The following is a 16,340-nucleotide window of genomic DNA, read 5'->3' as shown; positions in this document are numbered from 1 at the left end:
CTGAGACGGCCGTCACTGTTACGCTTCCCCGGAACTCAGGGAGGGGTTTACACAGTGGGAACTATTCTCAGCACGGTCGCGGCCGTCCTCGTCGGCGGCGCCATGGCCACCGCCACCATCGTCGGTGTCGTCTCGTCGCAGACGCAGAAGCCCGATCAGAGCCCGGTGAGCGTCACCGACGCCTCGCAGGTCGTGGGCTACGGCTCGACCAACTGACGCAGCGGCGCCGTCACCCAGCGTGCCCGGAGGGGCCGGAGGTCATCGCGACCGCCGGCCCCTCCTGGCGTCCAGGGCCCGCCGGGCGCGTGCGAGCGGGCCGGCGCCCGTGCCCCCGCGCCGCGCCCGCGAGCGGCGGGGCCGCACGTCGGCCACCACCTCGGGGTCCTGGCTCTCGACGTGGCGCCCCTCCACCGCAGCGAGCAGCACGAGGGCGAAGGCCTGCTGGGCGGCCTCCCAGGTGTAGGTGCGGCTGACGCGCCGGGCGCCCTCGCCCAGCCGCCCGCGCAGGGCGTCGTCGGTGAGCACGGCCCGCAGGGCGTCGGTGAAGGCGGTCTGGTCGTCGACCAGCAGGCCCGAGTCGCCGTCCTCGACCGACTCCTGGGTGCCCCCGGCGGAGCGGTAGGCCACGGTGGGGGTGGCGTGCATGCCGGCCTCCCCGATCACCAGGCCCCAGCCCTCCTTGAGCGAGGGCAGGGCGAGCACCCAGGCGCGCTCGTAGACCTCGTGCTTGCGCTCCTCGGTGACGTGGCCCTCCAGCGTCACGAGGTCGTCGGCGCCGACGGCCGTGACGTGCTCGGCCAGCTGCGCCTCCCACCAGCCGCTGCCGACGACGCTGAGGTGCAGGCCGGGCACCTCCTCGCGCAGCGCGACGACCGCGTCGACGGCGTGCTCGACCTGCTTGTGGGGCACCACCCTGCCGACGACGGCGACGAGCGGCCGGGGGGAGGGGCCGGGGTCGACCGGCACCCACGGGTCGGTGCCGTTGTGCACCACGGCGACCCGGGGGCCGCGCACCCCGAGCGCCCGCAGCTCGCGGGCGGTGGCGCGCGAGACGGCGACGTACTGGGAGCGGTGGTAGAGCCTCGGTGCGAGGCGCCGCTCGATCCACCAGCCGACCCGGCCCACCGGCCCGGGGTAGACCACGGGCCACTGCTCGCGGTGCACGTGGTGCACGAGCACGACGACGGGGGCACGGGTGACGAGACGGCTGAAGAAGGGCAGGCCGTTCTGCACGTCGACGACCACGTCGGGGTCGCCGAGGTCGCCGCGGCGCAGCGCGCGCATGCCCTCGAGGTAGACCGAGAGCTTCGTGCCGCGCCGCACGAACCGGACGCCGTCGACCACCTGCTCGGGCGGTGCCGCGGCGTGGGCGGCGCAGAAGACGGTGACCTCGCAGCCGCGCGCGACCAGCCCCGCCGCCATCTTCTCCAGGTAGCGCTCCGCGCCCCCGCCCTCGGGGTTGCTGGTGTCGCGCCAGCTGAGGAACACCACCGAGGTGCCGGCCAGCGAGGCGGCCAGCGGGTCGGCCAGCGGGTCGGCCAGCGGGTCGGAGGACGGGTCGGCCGGGCGGTCGGCCGGGGACGGGCGAGCGTGCATCCGGCGGACACTACCAACGCGGCTACCAGCGGGTAGTCTCGCCGCCGTGCGTCGCCCCAGCTCCCTCCTGCCCCGCCGCCGACCCGGCGAGGTCCGAGTCTCCGGACGCGGGCGTGGCCGGGTGTTCCCGACCGGCCCGCGCAGCGCTCGTCGCCGCGCGACCTGGGGGCGGGCGACCCGGCTGCTGGGGGAGTTCCGACACGAGCAGAGCGATCCCGCGCGCTTCTACACCGCGCTCGCCGACGACTCCGCGACCCAGCTGGGGTCCTACGTCGACCTGCGCGGCGCCACCCTGCTCGACGTGGGCGGCGGCCCCGGCTACTTCCGCGACGCGTTCCGAGCGGCGGGGGCGACGTACTTCTCCCTCGACTCCGACGTCGGCGAGCTCTCCGGCCTCGGCGGCATCGCCGGCGGCACGGTCGTCGGCAGCGGGATGCGGCTGCCCTTCCGCGACGGCGCGGTCGACGTCTGCTACTCCTCCAACGTCCTCGAGCACGTCTCCGACCCGTGGCTGATGTGCGAGGAGATGCTGCGCGTCACCCGGCCCGGCGGCACGACGTTCATCAGCTGGTGCCTGTGGTGGGGTCCGTGGGGCGGCCACGAGACCTCGCCGTGGCACCTCGTGGGCGGCCGCTACGCGCGTCGCCGCTACGCCCGCAGGCACGGCCACGAGCCGAAGAACAAGTACGGCGAGTCGCTGTTCGCCGTCACCGTCGCCGCCGGGCTCGACTGGGCGGCGCGCCAGCAGGACGCGGAGGTCGTGGCCGTCCTGCCGCGCTACAACCCCCGCTGGTCGTGGTGGATGCTGCGCGTGCCGGTGCTGCGCGAGGTCGTGACCTGGAACCTCGTGCTGGTGCTGCGCAAGCGATGACCGCCACCTTCCGGCTGCGGCTGCTCGCCGCGTGCCTGGTGGTCGTGGGGGTGGCCTTCGTCCAGGACCCCGGCTACCTCGTCGCCGACACCAAGCTCGACCTCGCCGTCGCGCCCGCCGACTTCCTGGGCCGGGCCCTGCACCTGTGGGACGGCGAGGGCGCCTTCGGCCAGCTGCAGAACCAGGCCTACGGCTACCTGTGGCCGATGGGACCGTTCTTCCTCCTCGGCGGGCTCCTCGACCTGCCCGGCTGGGTGGTGCAGCGGCTGTGGGTGGGCCTGGTCATGGCGGTGGCGCTCAGCGGGGCCGCGCGGGTCACCCGGGCGCTGGGGGTGCGCTCCGACCTGGCCTGCCTCACGGCGGGCTTCGCCTTCGCGCTCTCGCCGCGGCTGCTGACCACGCTCGGCCCGATCAGCATCGAGGCGTGGCCCAGCGCCCTGGCGCCCTGGGTGCTGCTGCCGCTGGTGCGCGGTGCCACCGTGGGCTCGCCCCGCCGTGCCGCGGCCCTCTCCGCCCTGGCGGTCGCCATGGTCGGCGGCGTCAACGCGGCCGCGACCTTCGCGGTGCTGCCGCTCGGCGTGGTGTGGCTGCTCACGCGCACCCCCGGCCCGCGGCGGCGCGCCCTCATGCTGTGGTGGCCGCTGTTCACCCTCCTCGGCACGCTGTGGTGGCTGGTGCCGCTCTTCGTGATGGGCGCCTACAGCCCGCCGTTCCTCGACTACATCGAGACGACGTCGGTCACGACCTTCCCGACCACGCTCTTCGACGTCCTGCGCGGCACCTCGAACTGGGTGCCCTACGTCGACCCCGCCTCGCGCGCCGGCAACGACCTGATCACCACCGCGACCCTCGTGCTCAACAGCGGCGTGGTGCTGCTGCTCGGGGTGGCCGGTCTGGCCCACCGGCGCACGCCGCACCGCTCCTTCCTCGTGCTCTCGGTGCTCCTCGGCGTGCTCATGGTCGGGGCCGGCCACACCGGCGCGGTCGAGGGCTGGTGGGCCGCCGACGTCCGCGGGCTGCTCGACGGCGCGCTGGCGCCGCTGCGCAACGTGCACAAGTTCGACCCCGTGCTGCGTCTGCCGCTGGTGGTGGGGCTGGCCCTCGTGCTCGACCGGGTGCTGGCGCGGGGCCGCGACGACCGTGCCGACGTCGACACCCCGCAGGGGCCCGGCGCCGGTCCGCAGGCGCGCCTGGAGCGGGTCAACCGCACCGCCGTCGTGGGCATGGCCCTGGCCGTCGTGGCCGGTGCGGCGCTGCCGGCGGCCCTGGGCCGGGTGACCCCGGCGGGCGCGACCCTCGGGGTGCCGTCGTACTGGGAGCAGACGGCGGCGTGGCTGGCGGCCGAGGACGACACGGACCCGGGCGGCACCGACCTGCTCGTGCCGGGCTCGGCCTTCGGGGAGTACGTGTGGGGCGGCCCGCGCGACGAGCCGCTGCAGTGGCTGGCCGACGCGCCCTGGGCGGTGCGCAACGTGATCCCGCTGACCCGCCCGGGCAACATCCGCATGCTCGACACGATCGAGGAGCGGCTGGCCCAGGGCGAGGGGTCGGCGGCGCTGGTGGCCTACCTGCAGCGCGCCGGGGTCGAGCACCTCGTGGTGCGCAACGACCTGGCCCGCGACGGCGACGTGCCCGACCCCGTGCTGGTGCACGCCGCCCTCGCCGACAGCCCGGGGCTGGAGCGGGTGGCGACCTTCGGGCCCGACGTCGGCGGTGGCTCGCTGCTCGACGAGGTCGACGGCGAGCGGGTGCTCGTCAACGGCGGCTGGCAGTCGCTGCAGGCCGCGGTCGAGGTGTGGGCGGTGCCCGACGGCGGTCGGCTCGCGGTGGGCACCGAGCAGCCCGTGGTCGTGGCCGGCGGCCCCGAGGACCTGCTCGACCTGTCGCGGCTCGGGCTCCTCGACGACACCCCGACCGTGCTCGCCGCCGACGGTGCGGAGGGCGCGGGTGCCCTGGTCGGCGACGACGGCGGCCTCGAGGCCCCGGTGGTGCTGACCGACGGGCTCCGCGCCCGCGAGCGCGGCTTCGCCCGCCTCCACGACGGCGCCTCGGCCGCGCTGACGCCCGGCGACGTGCGGCGCACCGGCAACCCGGCGCGCGACTACCTGCCCGCCGACGCCGGGCGCTGGTCGACGACGGTGCGGCTCGAGGGCGCACGCGCCGTCTCGGCGTCCTCCTCGGCCTCCGACGCCACCGCGGTCGGTGGCACGCGCCGCGGCGCGCTGCCCTACGCCGCGGTCGACGGCGACCCCGCGACCGCCTGGGAGACGGCCCCGCTGTCCTCCTCGTCGGCGTGGTGGCGCCTCGACCTCGAGCAGCCCCTGGCCGGCGGCACCGTGCGGCTCAAGGGCGGGCCCGGCGCCACCGACGACCAGCTCGTGCGGGTGCGCACCGAGGCCGGGCTGGGCGAGGAAGTCCGGCTCGGCCCCGGGGACGTCCGCGAGACCGCCCTGCCGGCCGGGGAGACCACCTGGGTCCAGGTCGAGGACGCCTCCGGGGTGGCCGGTCGTGCGCTGTCGCTGGCGGAGGTCGCGCTGCCCGGGGTCGACGTACGCCGCCGCCTCGTGCTGCCGACCCTGCCCGGGTCGTGGGGCGACCCGGCCGCGGTCGTGCTGCGACGCGACCGCGACGCCCGCCGCGGCTGCGTCGTCGTGGACGGCGACGTGCGCTGCGTGGCCGGCCGCGACCGCGACGACGAGGAGGCCGCCGGCCTGAGCCGCGCGTTCACCCTCGACGCCGCCTCGGCGTGGGACACCCGGCTGAGCCTGGTGCCGCGCGGCAGACCGGAGCTGGACCGGCTCGCGCTGCGCGACCAGCCGGTGTCGGTCGACGTCAGCAGCACCGCCGTGCCCGACCCGCGCGGTGGTGCCCTGGCCGCCGTCGACGGCGACCCCGGCACCACGTGGACCGCCGACCCCGAGGACCTGCGCCCGGCGCTGGAGCTCTCCTGGCTCGGGCAGCGCACGCTGCGACGGATCGCGGTCGACGTCGACGAGGACGCCGCCGTGCGGGCCCCGACCCGGCTGCGGCTCATCTGGCCCGACGGGCAGCGCACGATCGACCTCGAGGACGGACGGGCGCGCCTGGCCCCGATCCGCACCGACCGGCTCCGCCTCGAGGTGCTCGAGGCCGACGGCACCACGAGCCTCGACTTCGCCGCCGCCGGGATCGACCTCGGGGTGGGGATCTCCGAGCTCGACCTGGGTGGGGTGGAGTACCTCCCGCTGGCGCTGCCCACCGAGCCGGTGGCCTACCCCTGCGGTACCGGCCCCGACGTCGTCGTCGACGGCGAGACGCTCCCCACCGCGCTGGAGGCCGCGCCCGCCGACCTGGCCCGCGGCGAGGTCGTCGACGGCCGGCTGTGCGGCGGCGCCACCCTCGACCTGCCCGCCGGCGAGGTGCTGGTCGACGCCCCCAGCAGCGCCGCGCTCGCCGTCGACGCGCTCGTGCTCACCGACCCCGCGCAGGCCGCCCTCCCGCTGGGCGCGGGGGAGCAGGCACTGCCGTGGCGCCGGACCCCCGACACCCGCACGGTGGAGCCCGCCGCCGGCGACGCGCTCGTGGTACTGCGGCAGAACGCCAACACCGGCTGGCGGGCCTCGCAGGAGGGGATCGACCTGACCCCGGTGGTCGTCGACGGCTGGCAGCAGGGCTGGCTGCTCCCTGACGCCACCGCCCCCTCCGCAGCCACGGGAGCGGCCACGGGAACGGCCACGGGAACGGCCAACGGAGCGGAGCCCGAGGCCGCCCCGGTCGAGGCGGTGTTCGCACCCGACCGCGCCTACCGCGCCGGTCTGCTGGCCGGGCTCATCGGGCTGGTGGCCCTGCTCGTCCTCGTTCTGCTCGGCCGACGCCGCGGGTGGCCCGACGACGCCGCACCGCTGACCGACCGCCGGGTGCCGGGCGCCCTGCTGGCCGGCGCCGGGCTGCTCGGCGCGGGCGCCGTGGCCGGCTGGCCCGGCGTGGTCGTGGCGGTCGTCGTCACGGTGCTCGTGCGGGGTGCGGCCGGGCCGCTGGAGCGCCGGGGGGCGGGCGACGCGCTCGCCTGGGCGGTCGCCGTGCCCGTCCTCGTCGTCGCCGGCGCCTACGCCGTGACGCCCTGGGGCAGCAGCGACGGGTGGGCCGGCGAGGCGGCGTGGCCGGTCTACCTGATGCTGGTGCCGCTGGTGGGGCTGCTCGTCGCCGGACCGGAGGGGGTGCGGCTCCCCGGCCGGCTGGCCGAGCGGCTCCCCACGAGTCCGCGCAGGCGCATCGCCGGGCGCTCGACGAGGCGGTAGGACACCTCCGCCGCCACCAGCGACAGCGCGAGCGTCAGCAGCCACAGCGGCACGCCGTGGCCCTCGAAGAGCTCCCACGGCGTCGCCCACATCACCAGGTGCAGCAGCGGCAGGTGCAGGCAGAAGATCCCGAACGAGATCCAGCCCAGCCGCCGGGCGGAGGGGTGGGAGAGCACCCGGGCGTAGCGGCTGGTGGGGTCGGCGAAGACCCCGGTCACCACGACCAGCAGCCCGACCACCGCGTAGAGCAGGCTCTTGGTCAGCGACTGCCCCGGCGTCGGGGCGTCGAGCATCGAGGGTCCGGCCACCGGGGTCGCGGCCACGAGCAGCAGGCCGGCCGCCAGGGCCCAGCAGCTCCCGGGCTGACGGCCCAGCGCCACCAGCGGCGCGGTGAGGCGCTCCCACGCCCCCCGCTCGTGCAGCACGTGGGCCAGCGCGAGCAGCAGGCCGAGGGCGAACCACGACAGGTACGCCGGCAGCCACTGCAGCGGGGCGCCATCGGTGTGGGGGCTCACCCGGGCCGCGCCGTCGAGGTGCCACCAGGCGGTGACCACGACGAGCGCCGCGATGCCGACCAGGACCCGGGCCGGGCGCAGGCCGCGGGCCGCCCGCACCCGGCGACGGCCCAGCAGCGCGACCATGAGGGCCGGCAGCGCGAGGTAGAAGGTGACCTCGACCGCCAGGCTCCACATGTGGGTCAGCCCACCGGGCAGCAGCGGGGAGCGGAAGGTGTCGAGCATGAGGAGCGTGGCGATCCGGTCGCCCCACGACAGGTCGGCGTTGCTGCGCACGAACGCCAGGGCGAGGGCCGCGGTCACGACGTAGAGCGGGGCGATCCGCAGGAAGCGCTTCCACAGGTAGTCCGGTGTCGCCGGCGTCGGCCTGCGGTCGGCCGTGGCGGCGAGCCAGGGGCGGGCGAGCAGGAAGCCCGAGAGCACGAAGAAGAGCGCGACACCGACGTCGAGCCGGGCCAGCAGCGTGCCCCAGAACCCGTTGCCGGTGTAGTCGCCGGACCAGAAGGCGACGTGGGTGGTGAGCACGCACAGCGCGCCCACGGCGCGCAGCGCGTCGAGTGCGGCGAAGTCGGGGCCGTTGCGCGCCGGCGGGGGCACGAGCGAGCCCTGGGGGAGAGCGGGGGCCGCGGCGGTCGCGCTGCGGGCCCCCGTGGCGGTCCCGGAGGCGGTCCCTGAATCGGTCCCTGAGTCGGCCCCGGCCTCGAGCCGGGCGTGCGACGGTGTGCTCACAACGGACCTCCTGCGACGGCTGTGCCCACCTCCACGACGTCGACGCACATCGTGGTCCCCGGCGACAGCCCGTCCAGGGTGACAGACGACACCGCGGAGGTCACCTCCACGTAGAGGCTGCCGAGGCCCGCGTCCACCGGCGCCTCGACCGTGCGGTCGCCCACCTCGACGGTGACGGTGTCGGCGGCCGACGACAGGTAGCCGACCCGCACCCACCAGGTGTAGTCGAAGGCCGTGTCGTCGAGGGGCACGGTGCGGGAGCGGCCCTCGCGCACGGCCCACCCGCAGCCGGGCCGCGGCCCCTCCTCGGCCACGGCCACGGGGTCGATGACGGCGCGCCGCGGGCGTCCCTGGGCGTCGAGGGCGACGAGGCGGTCGGTGACCGAGGGGAAGCGCGCGTTGTCGACCACCACCGGCAGCAGCCTGACCGTCGTGTTGAACGGGTAGAGGTAGCCGGGCACCACCTCGTCGGGCACCACGGTGTCGGCCACGTCGACGGCCCCGAGACCGGCGAACTCGGCCTGGGTCGTGCGCAGGTACGTCTCGCCGGGGTTGTCGGTGTGCCAGATGCGGGCGTAGAGCACCGAGCTCACCACCCCGGCCACCACCACCACGACGGTGGCGACGGTGAGGACCCGCGGCCCCACGACCACCAGCAGCAGCGGGGTGTCCCGGGGCCGGCTCGAGCCGGGCGCCCCGGCCAGGGGCAGGACGGCGAGCCCCAGGCACAGCACGGCGGCGCAGGCCACGTCGCTGAGGTAGCGGTACTCCAGCCCCGCCACCTCCCCGACGACGGGCGCCCGGGTGACCAGCAGCAGCACGTAGGAGGCGGCCGCGTAGGCGGCCAGCAGCGCCCAGGCCCGGGCCGCCCCGGTGCGCCGGAGCACGACGAAGAGCCCGCCGAGCGTCAGGGCGACCCAGGCGAGGTGCACGAGCAGGTCGGGCGGATCGGCCAGCCCGGCGGGCGGGTTGACGTCGCTCCAGCGCCACGGACCGCCCAGCAGCCCGGTGGACAGCGACCGGCCGAGCATCGTCTCCGCCAGTCCGCCGGCCACCGAGCCCGAGGTCTCCTCGGCCAGCGAGGGCACCCGCAGCAGGTAGTGCACGAGGTAGGCCACCGCCAGGGCGGTGCAGCCGACCAGGGCGGGCCAGAAGCGACGGGCCAGCACGCGCGCACGTCGCGCCGGACCGCCCTCGGCGAACCACCCGAGCGCGTACGCCGCGAGCATCGGCAGCAGGACCAGCGCCTTGACGTAGCCCAGCAGGCCGAAGGACAGCGCTACCAGCGTCACGAGGAGCCAGCGCAGCCGCCCGGTGCGCAGGTAGCAGGTCCAGGCGGCGACCGAGGAGAAGAACGCGACCTGCAGCGGCAGCGCGTTGAGGCTGGCCGCCCACCACATGGCGGCCGGCAGGGTCATGGCGCTGGAGAGGTAGAGGGCGAGCAGGGGCACGACCGCCCAGCGGGCCCCGAAGAGCACGACCAGCATCCAGACGCAGGCCGCCGCGGCCAGCAGGTGCAGCAGCAGGGTGGTCGTGGCGGCGAGGGCCCAGTCGACGTCGCCACCGGTGGTGACCACCCAGGCGAGGAACCGGCCGAGCGGCATGAACTGGCTGTCGTAGGGCTCCAGCAGCAGGCCCGCACCGAGGCCGGAGCGCTCGGCGTCGTCGAGCATCTGGAGGTCGTCGAGGTAGAACCAGCTCGGGTAGAGCGCCCACGCCCGCAGGGCCAGGTGGGCCGCCACCAGGATCGAGCACGCGCCGAGGACGAGGGGGCGCGCGCCGGCGGTCGGCGGCCGGTCGTGGCGCGCGGGAGGTGCCGAGACCGCCGCGTCGTCCGAGGTCGTGCGGGTCGACGTCGACGGCTGGTCTGGCACGCCGGCGAGTCTGGCACAGGCGCGCCGCGGGCCACCGATTCCTACTGTTCGGTAACAGCCTGTGACGGGAGGCACACTTCGTCCTCCAGATGGGTTACGGTTCGCCGATCGATCTTTCTGGGAGGGAAGTGGATGAAGATTCTGGGACGGGTCCTCGTGGGCCTGGGGGCATTCCTGGTGGTGGCGGCCGTGGTCGCCCTCACGTGGGCACCGGGGGCCGTCAAGCGCACCCCCATCGACGTGGACTCGGTGACGGTGCTCAGCGGTGAGGCCGCGCGCCTCGACACCGCCACCAACGAGCTGGGTGCGGCGGAGCCGATCTACGCCCTCAGCATCACCAAGAGCGACAGCGAGGCCTCGAGCGACGACACCGCGGTGTTCTTCAACCGCTCCTGCGCCGTCTACGGCACCGAGGCCACCGAGGAGTGCCCGGCCTTCGACGACGAGTCGGTGCTGTCGGGTGCCGACGACTTCTTCGCCACCGACCGCACGACCGCCGAGTCGGTCGAGTCCGACGAGCTGCCGGCGCAGGCCGCGGCCCACGAGGGCGTCGTCAACAAGTGGCCCTTCGACGCGGAGAAGACCACCTACACCTACTTCGACAGCGTGACCGGCGAGGGCGTCGACGCGGTCTACGACCGCACCGAGGACGTCATGGGCCTCGAGACCTACGTCTACCGCGTGGAGATCCAGGACGCGCCGATCGTGGTCAGCGCGCTGCTCGAGCTCAACGGCACCTACGACGACGTCAAGGAGATCTACGTCGACCCGCGCACCGGCGCGATCATCCACCAGACCGACGACCAGCAGCGCTACCTCGACGACGGCACGCAGGCCCTCGACCTGCAGCTGGCCTTCACCGAGGACCAGCAGGCGACCAACGTCGCCGACGCCGAGGACAACATCGCCAGCCTCGACCTCATCACCCGCACCGTGCCGATCGTCGGCTTCGTCGGCGGCGGCCTGCTGCTCGTCGCCGGCGCCGTGCTCCTCCTGCGCGCGCGCCCGCGCACCGCGGGCACGGCCAGCACGACGCACCGCGACAGGACGCCCGCCGGTCGCTGACCGGTCTCGCGGACCCGTCGCGGGCCGCACCCGCACCACCAGCACCACCCGCAGGCCCCGGACCACACGGTCCGGGGCCTGCCGGCGTCACGGGCCGTCACGGGCCTCGACGGCGCGGGCTCAGCGCAGGTCGCAGGCGAAGATCGCGGTGCCCGGGGTCCAGCGGCCGCGGGTGGCCGACCAGCCGCCCCACACCCGGTCGTGGTGCTCGGGCCACTCCGGCTCCACCAGCCGCACGATCGCGAAGCCGTGACCGGCCAGCACCCCCACCCAGTCGCCGAGGGTGCGGTGGTGCTCGACGTACGACACCTCGCCGGTGGCGTCGTCGACCTCGACGTAGGGCGTGCGGTCCCAGTAGGACTGCGACGCGACCAGGCCGGCCTCGCCGGGGTCGTCGGGGAACATCCAGCGCGTCGGGTGGGTGATGGAGAAGGCGAAGCGGCCGCCCGGTCGCAGCACCCGCGCGGTCTCGGCCACGGCCCGGTCGAGGTCGCGCACGAACTGCAGCGCCCCGAAGGAGGAGAACACGGCGTCGAAGGAGGCGTCGGCGAAGGGGAGGTGGGTGGCGGTCGCCTGCACCGAGGGCACGACCACGCCGGTGCCCTCGTCGATGCGCCGCGAGTGCTGGAGCTGGCGGTAGGACAGGTCGACGCCGAAGGAGCGTCCGCCCTGGTCGCGCACCCAGCGGCTGCACTGCCCGGCGCCCGAGCCGACCTCGAGCACGTCGCGGCCCGCCACCGGGCCGAGCACGCCGGCCTCGGCCTCGGTCAGGCCCTCCGGGCCCCACACGAAGCCGGCGTCGCCGAGGAACTCCCCGTGGGTGGCCTGGTAGTCGTCGGCGTAGCGGTCCCAGTCGGGGCCGTTGGCGCGCCGCGACTCCTCCTCGCCGACGTCGCGGCGCTCCACCCGCACCGGCGGGAGGGGCGGGTGGGAGCGGGAGTCGGGCGCCTGGTCGGGCTGCGGCGGCAGGGCGCTCACGGCGCGAGCGGCGTCGGCTTGCGGCGCCCGGGCAGGCGGCCGGCCAGGTCGCCCAGCGGGCCGACGGCCCGACCGAGCGCGTCGGCCGACTCGGCGAGCGCCGGCACGATCCGGGCCAGCTCCACCAGGCGCGGCTGGATGCCCTCGAGCGTGGCGCCGAGCGCCACGAGCTGGTCGAGGGTGCCGCCGTCGGCGATGAGCTTCTCCACGAAGCCGTCCTCGGTGAGCATCCGGTCGGCCAGCCCGTCCGGGCGCAGCACCTGGTCGAGCACCCCGTCGGCGGCGGTGAGCCGGTCGAGCGCGCCGCCGGTCTGCAGCAGCCGGTCGAGCACGCCCTCGTGGGCGATGAGCTGGTCGAGTGCGCCACCCTCGGCGAGCAGGCGCTCGAGCGCCCCGTCGGGGGCCAGCAGCCGCTCGACCGGGCCGTCGGGCCCCAGCAGCCGCTCCAGCCCGCCGTCGGCGGCGGTGAGCCGGGCCAGCGGGCCCTCGTCGGCCAGCAGCCGGTCGAGCAGACCGTCGCGCTCGAGCAGGCGGGCGACCGGACGACCGGGCTCCATCAGCTCGTTGACGGTGCGGGCCAGCCGCATCGGGCCGTCCTCGTCGGTGAGCAGCTCCACCAGCTGCTGGGCGTAGCCGTGCTCGCCGATGACCCGCAGCACCAGGTCGGCGTAGCCGCCGGGGCGGCGCACGGGCCCGTCGGGAGCCGCGAGACGGCCCAGCTGGAGCGTCGTCTGGGTGGCGGCGACCCCGACCCGCACGGGGAGCCTGGCCGCCTCGCCGAGCACACCCAGCACGCCGCCGAGGTCGCGCGGCACCTCCCGCGGCAGGCCCGTGGGCCAGCCCGGCGCCGGTCGACGCGGGGAGCGGGGGACGGGGCGGCTGGGCACGTCGGGACTCACGGGTTCACCGTACGGCGCAGCGCCGTCGCGCGGAGGCCGTGGCAGCATCCTGGCCATGACGGTGCCCCCCTCCGAGCACGCCCCCGAGCACACCGGCGCCCCCGGCGGTCTCGCGGCGGGCCTCCGACCGCTCGAGGGCGGCTACTCCGGGGAGACGTTCCTGGCCGAGACCGGGGGTGAGCGCTCGGTCGTGCGGATCTACGCCGGCGGCCGGGGGCCGGCCGCGCCGTCGGTCGACGCGGCGGTGCTGCGGCTGGCGCGCGGCACGGTGCCGGTGCCGCAGGTGCTCGAGGTCAGGCACGGCGACCCCGACCGCGGACTGCCGGGCCTGCTGGTCACCTCCTTCCTGCCGGGCACGCGCGGCGACCTGGTCCTGCGCCGCGCCGACCCGTTGGCCGACCCGCCCGCGGGGTCGGCGGGGGCGAGCGCCGAGCTCGCCTCCGACGAGGAGCTGGCCGCCCTGGGCGAGGAGCTCGGCGCGGCGCTGGCGCGGCTGGCGGGGATCCGGATGCTGCGCTGGGGCCCCTTCGTCGACGCCGACCTGAGCGTCGGGGTGCACGAGCCGCCCTACGACGTCGACGGCCTGCCGGCGCTGGTGGAGGTCTACGCCGACCGTCTCGACCACCTCACGCCGGCGGAGTGGACGGGCCTGCTCGCGGCCGCCGTCGACGCCCAGGAGGCGCTGGACGCCGTCGACGGGGTGTGCCTCGTGCACAGCGACGCCAACCCCAAGAACGTGCTCCTCGACCCCGCCCGCCCGGCCGGCGAGCGGCTCACCGGCCTCGTCGACTGGGAGTACGCCCACGCGGGGCTGCCCTTCACCGACCTGGGCAACCTCGTGCGCCACCACCGGGCCCCGGTCTTCCAGGACGCCGCCGTCGCGACGTACGCCGACGCCCTGGACGTCAGCGCGGAGGAGGCCCTGGTGCTCGCCCGGGCCGCCGACCTCGCGGCGCTGGTCGACCTCGCCTCGCGCCGCGACGCCAACCCCGCCGCCGCACGCGCCGACGTCCTGCTCCGCGCGATCGCCCGCGCCGGCGACGCGGCGGCCGACGAGCCCCCGGGCTGAGCCCCGCCGAAGGCGCGTCGGCACAGGGGTGCGGGTTGGACTGCCGCGCGCGCCGCGGCGTAGTCTGGCCAGACGCCTGAAGTCTGCCTGCGTCCCAGACGGAGTGGACCCTCGCTCGCTACCACGCCCAGCCGCCTCGCCCACCGCGTCGCGATCGCCCCGGGCACCGATCCACCGGTAGTGAAACCCGACCTCGGGCGTGCCCGCACGACTTCTGCCCATCCAAGGAAATACTTCCCTTATGACGAGCACCATCTCCATTCTTCCCGACTACGACGCGCCTCAGGTCGCGATCAACGACATCGGGTCGGAAGAGGACTTCCTCGCCGCCATCGACGCGACGATCAAGTACTTCAACGACGGCGACATCGTCGCCGGCACCATCGTGAAGGTCGACCGCGACGAGGTCCTGCTGGACATCGGCTACAAGACCGAGGGCGTCATCCCCTCGCGTGAGCTGTCGATCAAGCACGACGTCGACCCCGCCGAGGTCGTCTCGGTCGGCGACGAGGTCGAGGCCCTGGTCCTCCAGAAGGAGGACAAGGAAGGCCGCCTGATCCTGTCCAAGAAGCGCGCTCAGTACGAGCGCGCCTGGGGCACCATCGAGCAGGTCAAGGAGGAGGACGGCGTCGTCGAGGGCACCGTCATCGAGGTCGTCAAGGGCGGCCTCATCCTCGACATCGGCCTGCGCGGCTTCCTGCCGGCCTCCCTCGTGGAGATGCGTCGCGTCCGCGACCTGCAGCCCTACGTCGGCCAGACCCTCGAGGCCAAGATCATCGAGCTCGACAAGAACCGCAACAACGTGGTCCTGTCGCGCCGTGCCTGGCTCGAGCAGACCCAGTCGGAGGTCCGCCACGGCTTCCTGACCCAGCTGCAGAAGGGTCAGATCCGCAAGGGCGTCGTCTCCTCGATCGTCAACTTCGGTGCGTTCGTGGACCTCGGCGGCGTCGACGGTCTGGTGCACGTCTCGGAGCTGTCCTGGAAGCACATCGACCACCCCTCCGAAGTCGTCGCCGTGGGCGACGAGGTCACCGTCGAGGTGCTCGACGTCGACATGGACCGCGAGCGTGTCTCCCTGTCGCTCAAGGCGACGCAGGAGGACCCGTGGCAGCACTTCGCCCGGACCCACCAGATCGGTCAGATCGTGCCCGGCAAGGTCACCAAGCTGGTGCCCTTCGGCTCGTTCGTCCGCGTCGAGGAGGGCATCGAGGGCCTGGTGCACATCTCCGAGCTCGCCGAGCGTCACGTCGAGATCCCCGAGCAGGTCGTCCAGGTCAACGACGACGTCATGGTCAAGATCATCGACATCGACCTCGAGCGTCGTCGCATCTCGCTGTCGCTCAAGCAGGCCAACGAGACCGCCGCGGCCGCCGACGTGGAGGAGTTCGACCCGACCCTCTACGGCATGACCGCGACCTACGACGAGCAGGGCAACTACGTCTACCCCGAGGGCTTCGACCCCGAGACGGGCGAGTGGCTCGAGGGCTTCGACGAGCAGCGGGCGGTCTGGGAGGAGCAGTACGCCAAGGCGCACGCTCGCTGGGAGGCCCACGTCAAGCAGCAGGCCGAGGCCAAGGTGGCCGAGGTCGAGGCCGGCGAGGCCACGTCGTACTCCTCGGGCTCGACCGAGGACGAGACGGAGTCCGAGGGCGGTTCGCTGGCCTCCGACGAGGCGCTCCAGGCCCTGCGCGAGAAGCTCACCGGCGGCGCGAGCTGACCTGCAGCATCCCGTAGCACCCGCACCACGCAGCACCCGCACGACGCCCGAGGGCCCGGTCACCGAGAGGTGGCCGGGCCCTCGTGGCGTCGGCGGGCGGGGCTGGTACTTTGCCGCCCATGATGGTCTCCCACGAGGCGCGCGTGCTCTTCGTCCACGTGCAGAAGACCGGCGGGTCGACCATCGACTCGATGCTCCAGGCGGTGCTGCCCGACGTCGCCTACGTGCGCGACCTGCCGCAGGGCCGCCACGCCCAGCTGGGTCCGGCGCTCAGGCAGCACCCCGAGCTCGCCGACTACTGGATCTTCGGCTTCGTGCGCAACCCGTGGGCCCGGCTGCTGTCGTGGCACTCCATGATCAAGCGCAACGAGCGGTACGTCGCCGAGGGCAACGCCAAGGCCGCCGAGCGGCTCGCGGGCAACCGGCTGTGGCGCCTGGTGCAGGAGCGCTACCCCGACTTCGAGTCGTTCGTGATGGAGGGGCTCGACCGGCAGGGGCAGCTCAACAGCCCCCAGATCGCCTACCTGCGCACCAAGCAGCGCACGGCCGACTTCATCGGTCGCCAGGAGAGCTTCGAGGCCGACCTGCGCACCGTGCTCGACCGTCTCGGCGCCGAGTGGCCCACGGAGATCCCGCGGCTGAACTCCGGCACCCCCACCGACTACCGCGAGCGCTACACCGACGCGATGCGCGACAAGGTCGCCGAGGTCTTCGCCCGCGACCTCAAGCGCTTCGGCTACGAGTTCTGAG

The 16,340-nt window shown here is 75.0% G+C and carries 11 protein-coding genes and 1 pseudogene; 7 read left to right on the top strand and 5 right to left on the bottom strand.

Going from position 1 to position 16,340, the window contains the following annotated elements:
• Positions 1-54 precede the first annotated feature (54 nt).
• Positions 55-216, top strand: coding sequence for a hypothetical protein (locus tag M3673_RS01830; RefSeq protein ID WP_156697706.1), 162 nt, complete (start codon positions 55-57; stop codon positions 214-216).
• Between the two features lie 42 nt (positions 217-258).
• On the opposite strand, the gene M3673_RS01825 is transcribed toward M3673_RS01830, so the two are convergent.
• On the bottom strand, positions 259-1,596 hold the full coding sequence (locus M3673_RS01825; protein ID WP_251531115.1) for a glycosyltransferase family 4 protein: 1,338 nt from the start codon (positions 1,594-1,596) through the stop codon (positions 259-261).
• A 46-nt stretch (positions 1,597-1,642) separates the two neighbouring features.
• Here M3673_RS01825 and M3673_RS01820 point away from each other — a divergent pair, with 46 nt between their 5' ends.
• Positions 1,643-2,467, top strand: coding sequence for a class I SAM-dependent methyltransferase (locus M3673_RS01820; protein ID WP_251531113.1), 825 nt, complete (start codon positions 1,643-1,645; stop codon positions 2,465-2,467).
• A pseudogene (locus tag M3673_RS19505) lies at positions 2,464-4,551 on the top strand (alpha-(1->3)-arabinofuranosyltransferase family protein); the annotation flags it as partial. The gene M3673_RS01820 and the pseudogene M3673_RS19505, both read left to right, overlap by 4 nt.
• 2,060 nt (positions 4,552-6,611) lie before the next feature.
• Here the strand turns inward: M3673_RS19505 and M3673_RS01810 are convergent.
• Together M3673_RS01810 and M3673_RS19500 are read right to left on the bottom strand one after the other, a co-directional pair.
• Positions 6,612-7,988, bottom strand: coding sequence for an acyltransferase (locus tag M3673_RS01810; protein WP_251531111.1), 1,377 nt, complete (start codon positions 7,986-7,988; stop codon positions 6,612-6,614).
• On the bottom strand, positions 7,985-9,862 hold the full coding sequence (locus M3673_RS19500; protein ID WP_251531109.1) for a hypothetical protein: 1,878 nt from the start codon (positions 9,860-9,862) through the stop codon (positions 7,985-7,987). The genes M3673_RS01810 and M3673_RS19500 overlap by 4 nt, the downstream gene beginning before the upstream one ends.
• A 132-nt stretch (positions 9,863-9,994) precedes the next feature.
• Between M3673_RS19500 and M3673_RS01800 the strand changes: the two genes are divergently transcribed.
• On the top strand, positions 9,995-10,927 hold the full coding sequence (locus M3673_RS01800; RefSeq protein WP_251531107.1) for a DUF3068 domain-containing protein: 933 nt from the start codon (positions 9,995-9,997) through the stop codon (positions 10,925-10,927).
• Positions 10,928-11,047: 120 nt separating this feature from the next.
• Here M3673_RS01800 and M3673_RS01795 read toward each other — a convergent pair whose 3' ends face one another.
• Together M3673_RS01795 and M3673_RS01790 are read right to left on the bottom strand one after the other, a co-directional pair.
• Positions 11,048-11,905, bottom strand: coding sequence for a class I SAM-dependent methyltransferase (locus M3673_RS01795; protein ID WP_308196075.1), 858 nt, complete (start codon positions 11,903-11,905; stop codon positions 11,048-11,050).
• Positions 11,902-12,804: a hypothetical protein gene (locus M3673_RS01790; protein WP_251531105.1), complete on the bottom strand. Its 903-nt coding sequence runs from the start codon at positions 12,802-12,804 to the stop codon at positions 11,902-11,904. Before M3673_RS01790 ends, M3673_RS01795 begins: the two co-directional genes overlap by 4 nt.
• Positions 12,805-12,859: 55 nt before the next feature.
• On the opposite strand from M3673_RS01790, the gene M3673_RS01785 reads away from it, so the two are divergent.
• The 3 genes from M3673_RS01785 (at position 12,860) to M3673_RS01775 (ending at position 16,339) form a co-directional block, all read left to right on the top strand.
• Positions 12,860-13,873, top strand: a complete 1,014-nt coding sequence (locus tag M3673_RS01785; RefSeq protein ID WP_285838964.1) for a phosphotransferase — start codon at positions 12,860-12,862, stop codon at positions 13,871-13,873.
• A gap of 241 nt (positions 13,874-14,114) precedes the next feature.
• Positions 14,115-15,590, top strand: a complete 1,476-nt coding sequence (rpsA, locus tag M3673_RS01780) for a 30S ribosomal protein S1 (protein WP_056862554.1) — start codon at positions 14,115-14,117, stop codon at positions 15,588-15,590.
• A gap of 119 nt (positions 15,591-15,709) precedes the next feature.
• Positions 15,710-16,339 carry a sulfotransferase family 2 domain-containing protein gene (locus tag M3673_RS01775; protein ID WP_056862555.1) on the top strand — a complete coding sequence of 210 codons (630 nt, stop codon included), beginning with the start codon at positions 15,710-15,712 and terminating at the stop codon, positions 16,337-16,339.
• Position 16,340: the final 1 nt, after the last annotated feature.

It is taken from the genome of Nocardioides sp. P86, assembly GCF_023712465.1.
Lineage (GTDB): Bacteria > Actinomycetota > Actinomycetes > Propionibacteriales > Nocardioidaceae > Nocardioides > Nocardioides kribbensis.
The sequence above is the reverse complement of the archived record's forward strand: the minus strand, read 5'-3'. Positions and strand labels throughout refer to the sequence as shown.

Excerpts from the sequence above, each read along its gene's own strand:
- M3673_RS01785 (WP_285838964.1), top strand. The coding sequence starts at position 12,860 with ATGACGGTGCCCCCCTCCGAGCACGCCCCCGAGCACACCGGCGCCCCC.
- rpsA (WP_056862554.1), top strand. The coding sequence starts at position 14,115 with ATGACGAGCACCATCTCCATTCTTCCCGACTACGACGCGCCTCAGGTC.
- M3673_RS01800 (WP_251531107.1), top strand. The coding sequence starts at position 9,995 with ATGAAGATTCTGGGACGGGTCCTCGTGGGCCTGGGGGCATTCCTGGTG.
- M3673_RS01775 (WP_056862555.1), top strand. The coding sequence starts at position 15,710 with ATGATGGTCTCCCACGAGGCGCGCGTGCTCTTCGTCCACGTGCAGAAG.
- M3673_RS01825 (WP_251531115.1), bottom strand. The coding sequence starts at position 1,596 with ATGCACGCTCGCCCGTCCCCGGCCGACCGCCCGGCCGACCCGTCCTCC.